Here is a 2953-nt window from a genome sequence, read left to right on the forward strand (position 1 = left end):
GGGCGTAACCCCCCCCCCCCCCAACGAGGCGACGTTAACTGATAAATTTGTTAAAGTAATAGTTTGGCCATCAGTAGTTGGAGTTTGTAAGGTAGTGCCTACATCCATAATAACAGCAGAACCGTCTGTTTGAGTGAAGGATTTTGCTTCTAAAGTTACTCCATCTTTAAGAATGAGAGCACCGGAAGAAAGTGTAACAGGTTGTTTAAATGTTGAAGTTAGGTTAGCTGTTATTGTTTTTTCTGTAGTAGAGAGAGTTTCGCCTGAGAAAACAATTCTTCCATTATAGTTAGTGGAATTTTCTGTCTGGTTGATGTTTAACGTGGTAGAAGCTTCTCCATTATTGGCGATAGGATCATAGAAGAAAATACCAAATCCATCCTTAGCGCTTAATTTTGTGAATTTACCATTAGTTCCCAAATCTATAGAGTTTCTTTTTGATGTACTACCTCCTCCGTTAGTAGTGATTAGGGTATTACCGTCAAAGATAATATCGCCGGATTTCGCGGTTAAACTACACTCGCTGCTTGTATCATCTAGACAAATAGCTCCACCTTTAGGGGCTGTGTGGGTTACAGAATTATTTGCGAATATGGTTGTTCCACCAGAAGTAATTGTTAACTTTTTTGCAAATATAGCTCCACCGCTAGTTGTCGATGAATTTTCTGAGAAGATCAACTGAGAGTTACCTTCTAGTTTCAGTTCAGAAGCATTACCGCTACCTTCCTTGCAATAGATAGCTCCTCCAGAGGAAGTAGAAGCTCCTGTAGTTGAGTTCTTTGAAAAAACTAATCTATTGTTATTAGAAATTGTGGTGGTTGAATTTGAATGAATAGCCCCACCTTGTTTTGCAGAAGTATTTCCTGAAAAATTAATAGTTCCTGAGTTGCCTGTAATAGAACTAACCCCTGAAGCATCTATTGCGCCACCATTGTCTGTAGATTTATTTTCTATGAAATTAGCAGTTCCTGAAGTTCCCTTCAAAGTAAGTCCTTTACAAGAAATTGCCCCGCCAGAGGCTGAAGAACAGTTTTTCTTAAACAGAATATTAAAATCATTATCGAAAGTTGCAGCACCACCGGATTTAATAGCACCTGATCCTGTCACTCCTGGGGGGCAAAAAGAGCAGTTAAACATAGAGAACCCTGAGGCGGATAATGTTTTATCATTAACTGTTTCAATGGCACCAGGTTTGTTTGAGGCTGTGGTGATATACTCAACACATAAGGAATGGCCATTGCCTATGAATGATAAGTTCCCTGCCGTTTGAGAAAAACAGCTACTTGTTAAAGCTGTCGGATTTCCGGCATTAGTAATACACACGTCACCCTCGCATGTATAGTTTGTACCATCTGCACCTGTGGTTTCCTTGGGTTTAAATACATCATTACCCGCAGTGTTGCCATTAAAACTATCGTTAGAAGACAGGGTTTGATTTTCTACTTGAGCAAAACTCAATGAGGTCGAGGCAATTAACCCCGAAGATATTAAGAACCAGTAGACTGGATGTTTCATATTTCATGCTCTGGGTGATTTGAGATAGGCTAAAACGATCACAAAAATATTTAAAAGTCAAGGAGATTGAAGAGGGGTTCCGAGAGGCCCTGTCCCGGAATGGGACAGGGGAGGTGGATGGAATTAGAACTGAATCTTAGATCCAAGATCTACATTGTAGGTTCGAGAAGAGCCTCTGAGTTCGAAACCGAACTGACTGAAGATTTCAAAGTTAGAAGATAAGGAAAGATAATTTCCTGCTCTTACAATGAAAGCTTGTCTAGCTAAGTTTGTAGCTTTAGTTAACCAAACAGCTGTGGTTGGGCTAATTAACAGAGAAGTTGTACAATCAGGGTTGCTTCTTGCAAGATCCGGAGCATAAGCCAAAGTTAAGTTGTAAGAAGCATTATCATTGTCAGAGAATCTCTCAAACTTCACGCCGATAGGCATAGAGAGGTTTGTGAGATTACTGCTCTCAAAGTATCTTCCTTCAGTGCTACTGTTTTCTTTAAAATCTTCTTGGTGAGCATGAACCAATTGGAATCTTAAGAATGGTGAGTACATATCAAATAAGGAAGAATATTGAGATTCAATAGGCACAGTAGCTCCGAGCTCTACTCCAAAACAATCATTACCCCAATCACCCTTTATTTCTGAGTATGTTGTTTTTGGAGGAGCATAACGTTGAGTCATGTTGGTCTTCATATCGTTAGACGTATGACTATAAGTTAACTGTGCATTGAGTACTAACGGAGCTTGCGCACCGATAGTATTTTGTAGCAGTCTATCCCAGGCACTCCAGAATGAAGTATGCTGATAATAGATAGATCCTGCATAGATGTTGGAACTGTTTTTAGATACTAAGTAATCTTTATCTTTACCAAATAATTGGCAGAAAGCAGCACTAAAGATGTCTTCAGAAGGTGTTTTTACAAACGCTCCTAAAACATATCCAGCACTATTGTGACGAAACTTACGTTTCGTAGCAGTGCCGCTTTTGTGTAAGAAGTTAGCTAGACCTGATACCCAGAAGCCTCTTTGGTAATCAGCGCCATTGACACTAACATCCATGAGGTTTTGAATAGCTCGTACATCCGAGAATGATCCCCATAATGTATTAGGAACTAAGGGTCCTTGGCGTTCTGGATTGGGGAGGTAACCGGTTTGTGTCCATGTTAGATTAGCTGACTTGGTGTCAGTGCCATTATTCCAAGCTGTAGTCCAATATCCTTGGTAACCATAATGCGATGGGGGAAGATCTGGAGAATTAGATGCTACTGGTATAGTTGGTGTAGTTCCTGTTGCTGCTTGAATTGTCACTGCTGAAACAAAATCTCGAGTTTTAGAAAATACAGGATATTCGTAACCGTTACCATCGTTGTCAACGAAGCTTATAGCTGTAACGGTAACAGCTTTACTTGTTGTTTGAGAATGGACTTTAGCAGTTGAAGAAGAGCCG

At 40.0% G+C, this 2953-nt stretch carries 2 protein-coding genes; both read right to left on the reverse strand.

Features of this window, described 5'->3' with window-relative positions:
• Positions 1-1515 (reverse strand): hypothetical protein (locus O6937_RS05300; RefSeq protein ID WP_332390600.1); only part of this gene is annotated, 1515 nt, incomplete at its 3' end.
• A gap of 123 nt (positions 1516-1638) precedes the next feature.
• Positions 1639-2953, reverse strand: a 1315-nt coding sequence (locus tag O6937_RS05305; RefSeq protein ID WP_332390601.1) for an autotransporter domain-containing protein, incomplete at its 5' end; no start/stop codon positions are given.

The sequence above is a fragment of the Chlamydia sp. 04-14 genome (assembly GCF_036632095.1).
In the GTDB taxonomy this organism is placed as follows: domain Bacteria; phylum Chlamydiota; class Chlamydiia; order Chlamydiales; family Chlamydiaceae; genus Chlamydia.